The 7121-nt window shown below is 36.1% G+C and carries 7 protein-coding genes; 5 read left to right on the top strand and 2 right to left on the bottom strand.

Annotated features, from left to right (window positions below; all coding sequences use genetic code 11):
- Positions 1-129: 129 nt before the first annotated feature.
- The 3 genes from DM84_RS01545 to trpS all read left to right on the top strand — a co-directional run bounded on the left by DM84_RS01545 (position 130) and on the right by trpS (position 2755).
- Positions 130-1116, top strand: coding sequence for a polyprenyl synthetase family protein (locus DM84_RS01545; RefSeq protein WP_250777923.1), 987 nt, complete (start codon positions 130-132; stop codon positions 1114-1116).
- Between the two features lie 61 nt (positions 1117-1177).
- Complete coding sequence (locus tag DM84_RS01540; protein WP_250777921.1) at positions 1178-1744, top strand: nucleotide exchange factor GrpE; 567 nt, start codon at positions 1178-1180, stop codon at positions 1742-1744.
- 12 nt (positions 1745-1756) lie between these two features.
- Entirely contained in the window at positions 1757-2755 is a 999-nt protein-coding gene (trpS, locus tag DM84_RS01535) for a tryptophan--tRNA ligase (RefSeq protein WP_250777920.1), read from the top strand.
- A gap of 7 nt (positions 2756-2762) precedes the next feature.
- Here the strand turns inward: trpS and DM84_RS01530 are convergent, their stop codons facing one another.
- Positions 2763-4082, bottom strand: a complete 1320-nt coding sequence (locus tag DM84_RS01530) for a hypothetical protein (RefSeq protein WP_250777919.1) — start codon at positions 4080-4082, stop codon at positions 2763-2765.
- 168 nt (positions 4083-4250) lie between these two features.
- Between DM84_RS01530 and recR the strand changes: the two genes are divergently transcribed.
- Positions 4251-4856 carry a recombination mediator RecR gene (gene recR, locus DM84_RS01525; RefSeq protein ID WP_284706104.1) on the top strand — a complete coding sequence of 202 codons (606 nt, stop codon included), beginning with the start codon at positions 4251-4253 and terminating at the stop codon, positions 4854-4856.
- A gap of 3 nt (positions 4857-4859) precedes the next feature.
- Positions 4860-6089, top strand: a complete 1230-nt coding sequence (locus tag DM84_RS01520; protein ID WP_250777918.1) for a KAP family P-loop NTPase fold protein — start codon at positions 4860-4862, stop codon at positions 6087-6089.
- 51 nt (positions 6090-6140) lie between these two features.
- On the opposite strand, the gene DM84_RS01515 is transcribed toward DM84_RS01520, so the two are convergent.
- A complete protein-coding gene (locus tag DM84_RS01515; RefSeq protein ID WP_250777925.1) occupies positions 6141-7094 on the bottom strand; it encodes a hypothetical protein in 954 nt (317 codons plus the stop codon).
- Positions 7095-7121 lie beyond the last annotated feature (27 nt).

The following is a 7121-nucleotide window of genomic DNA, read 5'->3' as shown; positions in this document are numbered from 1 at the left end:
AGCTATGGTTCATCGAGAAAGGTATCATCACTCTAGAACCAAACAAGAAGAAAATGGAAGCAAAAAAAACAGAGGAAAAGAAAGTAGCAACACAGAAAGTGAAAGAACAAGAGGCATAAGTCTCTTTAAATGTTGGACACTGGTTTAATAAGTTACGGTAAATTAGATGATATTATATCTTCTGATTTATCGGCTATGAAAGATTTTATTTTCAGAAACGTTGATGATGAAAACATCAAACTTGCTGCTGATATTATATCTCATCTTGTTGGGTCAGGTGGAAAAAAAATAAGGCCTAAATTCGTCTTCATCTTATGTAAAATGCTGAACTACTCTGGGGAGGACAGAGTTAGAGTTGCTGCATCGGTAGAATTTATACACAATGCTACTTTACTTCACGATGACGTGCTTGATGAAAGTGAAGCACGCCATGGAGTTAAAACAGCAAATAAAATCTGGGGAAATAAATCGAGCATTTTAGTTGGTGACCTATTATTGACTCTAGCATTTAGATGGCTTATAGAATGTGAAAATTTAAATGTTCTATCTATTTTATCCAGGGCGTCACATTTGCTTGTAAAAGGTGAAATAAAACAGATGACGACATGCTTTAACCCTCACACTGCTCGGAAAAATTACTTCGATATCATTGGAGAAAAAACAGCTTCTTTGTTTTCTGCGTGTTGTGAAGCTGCGTCTGTAATATCCGGTGCTACCAGTGATGAAACAGAAAGGCTAAAGAATTTTGGTTTTAATTTTGGCATGGCATTCCAAATAATTGATGACATGCTCGATTATACTGCTGATCAAAGCACTTCTGGAAAGCAAGTTGGAAAAGACTTTTTTGAAGGCAAGGTAACTTTACCTGCTATTATAGCATACGAAAAAGGCAGCCTAGCAGAACAAAGATTTTGGGAAAAATGTTTTTCTTCGGCTGAGCACAATTTTGGTCAGGCACTGCGCTGTATTAGTCACCACAATGCCATCGAGCTTTCTATGAAAAATGCAAGGCACTATGTTAACATGGCGTTAAATGATATTAGTGTTTTTTCTGATTCTCCTTATAAAACTGCTTTGATTGACTTTTTGAATACAAGCATAGAAAGACAAGTTTAGCTAGTTCTTGATATTTTCAGATTAGTTGCTATATATTTATTAGGTTCTTAAGGTTAATGATATGTCAGATAGTAGCAAGGAAAAAAAGAAGAAGTTTACCGATATGGTAAATAAGCAAAAAAGCGAAGACCAACAAGATAGTAGCAAACAAACTGATGATTTTAACGAAAATCTTAACGCGTTGAAGGAGCGTGCAGCTCAACTTGAAGACCATTTACGTCGTGCTATTGCAGATAATGAAAACGTTAAACGTATAATGCAAAAGCAAATCAGCGATGCAAGTGACTATGCAGTTACACAATTTGCACGTGATATGATCGACTCGTGCGACAATTTAAAAAGGGTGATGGAAAATTTAAAAGATGGCGATCCTGTCCACGAAGGGATCAAAGTAGCTCATCAAAAAATTATGAATGACCTGAAAAAACACGGAATAGAAGAAATAGACCCAATGGGAGAGTCTTTTGATAGTAATTTACACCAAGCTGTTGTGGAAAGAGAAGATAATGAAAAAGAAACTGGTACTATCGTGGAAGTCTTACAAACCGGTTATACTATTAAAAGTAGGTTGCTTCGTCCTGCAATGGTTGTCATTTCCAAGAAATCTACTGATTGCGGAAACGATTAGCGAAGCAAAATAATGCGTAATATTGTCTTTTCAGGCATTCAACCAAGTGGCACACTGCACGTAGGTAACTATCTTGGTGCAATCAAGCAGTGGGTAGACTTACAGGATAAATATAAATCTCTTTTCTGTATTGTTGACTTGCATGCAATCACAGCTAATAAACTTCCTGCCAGTGAATTAAAAAGTAATATTCTTAAAACAGCAGCAGCTTACATTGCGTGCGGAATAGATCCAGAAAAGTCCATTATTTTTAGTCAGTCCACAGTCAGCGGTCATGCAGAACTCGGTTGGCTACTTGGGTGCTATACACCAGTTGGCTGGCTCAGTCGCATGACTCAATTTAAAGATAAAGCTGGTAGCGGTAAACAAAAAGCCTCTTTAGGGTTATATAGCTACCCAGTACTTATGGCTGCAGATATATTGCTATATCAAGCTAAATACGTTCCTGTTGGTGATGATCAAAAGCAGCATTTGGAGCTCACACGCGATGTTGCACTCACTTTCAACAATCACTACAAACTGAATCATTTCGTTGTGCCTGAAATCCTAGTTTTGGACCATGCATCAAGAATAATGAGCTTAAGGGATGGCACAAGTAAAATGAGTAAATCTGATCCCTCAGAATACTCGCGCATTAGCCTTGACGACACAGATAATTTAATCGTTAAAAAAATAGGGAAAGCAAAAACAGACTCAATGCTAGGCTTTGACTTTGCTACTTTAAAGTGTCGCCCGGAGATAAGTAACTTGATAGACATTTATTCAGCGCTGAGTAGTTTTGATGTAGACAGAGTATGCGAAGAGATGAACAAATACGATATGAAGCACTTTAAAAAAGAATTGGCTGATTTAATCATCAGTGTTGTATCACCTATACGTGAGAAGATGAGAGACCTCTTAAAGAACCAGTCCTATTTACATGAAATATTAAAGAAAGGTACAGAAAAAGCAGCAGAGATTGCAAACCACAACATAAAAGAAATAAAGGATGTTATAGGGTTTATCCAATAAGTTACAGCTATTTCTTTCCATGACTTTCAAATCGTGCAGCCATTGCCTTTACATTGACATGCGTGAGAAGAGGCTTTTTACTAACTAAAGGCTTAAAGTCGGACTTTGCTGTTATGGGGTTCATTTCAGATCTTTCATTTTCCACTGGAAACGAGTGAGATTGGAAGGCAGCTTTTGATAGATCTTTCTCCACACCGATATCTGCTTGTGCAGCAGGAGTAGCTTTGCTCTCAGCAGCTTGATTTTGCTCGATTTTTCCTATCACTGACTTTACTCTGCCGTCCTTCTTGCTATTTACTTCTTCTTTCATAGCAACCACTTTCACTGCTGGTGCTGCTTTATCAGCAACCTTTTGTGCTGATTGCCTACGGCCTTGACTCTCAGATTTTGGCGGTACTGTAGGTTTACTTTCAGCTGATTTTTTGAGAGTCACTCCTACTATCCTTGGTTTCGTACTCACTTGTTGATCAGCACTTTTAGGCTTTGGAGGTTTAGATTGTTGCTGCTGTTTATTTGCTCTTTTCGCTTCTATATGTTCCTTAGGAACTGTTGTGCAAATTGATTCTTCTTCTTGGTAATTAGATATTTTTTTACCAGATTCTTCATCTGATAAACTTCCATATCCCGAATCATCAAAAGATATAGTCTCTGGTTTTGATTTAGAGTGCACCTTCTTCTTCTCAGTAGTAGCAACCTCTTTCTGAGGCTCAGGTTTAAGCTCACTCGGAGCAGTCGGAGGTGGTGGAGGCGCTGGTCGTTTTATTTTCTTCCTGCGATTACTAGCAGATTCTTTTTTTGGCTGCTCTTCTTTCCTTTGCTTTGATGTTGTTGCGCTTTCCAAGTTTACTTCATGCGGTTTATGTTCCTCTTTTTCACTCCGCCTTGAATCTAAAATTTCTTTCAAAATGATACCGCGTCCTTCTTTCAAGGCGATATCGAGTCCTTCTTTTACGCGGTTAATTTTCCTCAAAATATTTGTATATTCTGCTGCTTTTTTTATAGTGAAACTCTGCAATTTATCTTGAGCAAAATTTCTCATGTTGTCATTCTTAACCAGAGCATCTTTCCCTAGCCATATTTTCTTTAATACTCCAAAAAGGCCTAATGGCTTTTTATCCACCGGTTCTACGTAATTATTTAAGTCAGTACATATAACAAACTTAGCTACATCTTCTGCCTTGCTTGTAAAACCCCTCAGAGCTTGAGATAAATCTCTTACCGTTTTATCATATTGTTCATCAATTTGTTTTGTGTCTTTCAGCTTTATAATTTGTATCAAAGAATTGAGATTTTTGTTATAATTATTACTTTTAAATAGATCATCCATATTAATTATTATTCTATATTTATTAAGATATAGATTCTAAAAGTTAAAAATTAGTAAATGTTATCTTAAATCCTCATAGCTAACCTAAAGTGAGGTAAGAGAAATTTACTACTTCCTATATAAAGGGTTTGATGTTACTATTTTGATGGCCTATTTTGAATTTATTGAATGAACATTAAAATAAAAAATTTAGTTCATGTTTTTTCTAAATTGCCAAGTTTAGGGCCATCATCATCACGCAGGTTAGTCATATATTTACTCCAAAACAAAGAAAAAGTTATGCTACCACTTGCATCTTTAATCAAAGAGCTGGCAGATCTTATAATAGAGTGTAAGGTCTGCGGAAATCTAGATACTAAATCACCGTGTTCTATTTGTACTGATCCAAAACGTGACACCAAATTACTGTGCGTAGTAGAAGAATTAGGTGATTTATGGGCGTTTGAGAAAGGTAGTATATATTCAGGTATGTACCATGTTTTGGGTGGTAAGCTGTCTGCAATAAACGGTGTAGGTCCAAAAGAACTTAACCTTGGTACTATCCCTAAAAGAGTTGCAGAGTATAAAATTGAAGAGATCATTATCGCAATTAATCCAACATTAGAGGGTCAGGTTACCGTGCAGTATATAATTGAATTGCTAAAAAACTTGGATGTGAAAATATCACGCCTTGCTTGCGGCATACCAATGGGTGGAGAAATTGACTACCTAGATGAAGGAACGCTAAAAGCTGCCCTCACCTCAAGACAAGAATACGAATTGAACATAAAATAAGGCATGTGCTTAAAAAAACTTATATCACTGATAACCTTCAGAAAAAAAGAAGCAGTGTCACCACCTAAAGCAATAGCCTGGGAAAATGACCTCCTGAACTATAAGCAATTTTCAGGCAAGTTCAGCACTATGGTTAAGGCGATTGATCAGTCTTTTACAATGATATCTTTAGAAGGATATAACGGATGGGGCAAGACATTTTTTCTGAAAGAGTGGGTAAAAGAGTTAAAGCAACAAAACGAAATTGCAGCTTATTATAGCGCATGGGATATCAACGCATTGGATCAGCCACTACCCTCTTTTTTAAATTTCTTATTTGAGGATTTATTTGCATCATATGAAGTAAAAAGAAGCGTTATACAAAAGTTCAAGAACATAAATCAGGAGCTATTTTCTTTAAACACACTGGGAAAATTAATTAGTAAATCTCCACTTGCTATGCTTTCTGTATTGCTCGAAGCCACAAAGGAGGCCGATAAAAAGGACATTGGCGCTGTGCTAAGGGAATTAAACATTCTTCAGAGAAGAAAAGAAAATATTAAGGACTTTAAAACTCAATTAGTAAAAGTAGTTAATAGAATTAGAGAAGACAAAAACATCTACATAATGGTGGATAACCTTGATATATGCCGTCCTAAATTCATTGTCGATTTTTTGGAATCTATAAAATACATGCTCGATATAGAGGGGCTCGTCTTTATTATTTCTGTCAGTAGAGATAAGAGTAATGTATATAAAGCTATTAGCACAGTACTTGGATCAAATTTTGACTTAAAGTCTTTTACTGATCGCTCCTTATATTTACCAAAACAACCGATAGAGAAATTCACAAAAGCGTTGTTTCAAAATATCAAACTACCAAAAAAATCAAAAAGCTCAATTATAGATAGTTTTATATTCTATGCAGAAAATTTTTCACTATCGTTAGAAACAATAAAATACTGTTTAAAAAAAATAGAACTATATCTTTTAAATTACACAAAAGAAGAACTACCTACTCCAAATCTGTTTTCATTTTTGGTAATACTACAATCAATAAATATTGATACGTATGAGGAACTAGGTTCTTCATATCAGAAGGCATTAGAAAAAATTGAAAATGAATATAAATCTTTAATTCTAGCTCGCACGAATGGCCAAGAAGAATGGGAAAGACTCAAAGTCTCTCTTAATGCTGCTTTCGCAGACGAAAAATCAAAGGCCAGTAATGCTGTGAAGCAAATGCTATTTTAAGAACAGCCCTGCCTTCGGGGTGCAAAGGCAGGGGCTAATAGTTAATGATTATTAACCACGAAATCTATTCGCTAGCTCTTTCACGTTAACTTTAGATACCTCTGATAAAGGTTCTTGTTTATATGAAGCATCAGGTCTAACGCTTTTTTTGTCGTTACCTTTAGTGATAGAACAAACTGCAGTATCAACCTTTATGTGCTTAATACTTGGATCTGATTGAAACCCATTCTTTCTCTCAATCTTTGTTTCAAGCTCACTGCTATCGTGTGTAACCATACACCTTTCTATAGCTGAGTAAGGTTTAGTACCAGCAGTTACACTGCCATACATGTCAGCTTTGTTGCGTAATAATGGGTGAACGTTTAATCTTTCTGGGCTAAAACGCTTTTTACCCTGATAGATTGGGTTCCAATCAAGTGGATTGTAAGTTTTTTTGCTAGACTCAACCTTGTGGTTATCTTGCTGCTTAGGAGAAAAACCAAGGTCTTCTCTTTCTTTCTTGCTTAGTGTTTTAAGGAATTTTATTGTTTCTAATTCACCAGTTGCTTGTGCTTGATGCAAATCAGAACTTTCCTGATGGTTATCCTGCTCAAACGTATCATCAAATGCATTAACATTCTCATACACTGGCATAGTTTCCTTCATTGTCTTGAAAGGGTTTGACTCTTTTGCTTCTCTTTCCTTTTGCATCATGTATTCAGTCAAAGTAGGCTGACTTTTAGTAACATTATCCGGAATCTCCGGATTCGCAAAAGTAACTTTCTTTTTCTTCACAGCATTAGGCTCTGAAGCAGCAAAATTAGCTTCTTTCTTTAGATTTAATTTATTGAGCCCACCTCCAACGTTATTTTTTCTTGCTGTAGTATGAATAACACCCGGAAGTTTTACCTCATACTTGAATTGCTTACCTTCATTAGGATTTGAAGCAAGTTTAGGTTTTGTTGCCCCATTCTGCGATGATAACTTAGTTTCTGGCACCCTTGGTGGTACCGGTGGAGCAACCATACCTTTTGAGTTAACTCTTCCTTCATT

This window comes from Wolbachia pipientis (assembly GCF_023661085.1).
Classification (GTDB): domain Bacteria; phylum Pseudomonadota; class Alphaproteobacteria; order Rickettsiales; family Anaplasmataceae; genus Wolbachia.
The sequence above is the reverse complement of the archived record's forward strand: the minus strand, read 5'-3'. Positions and strand labels throughout refer to the sequence as shown.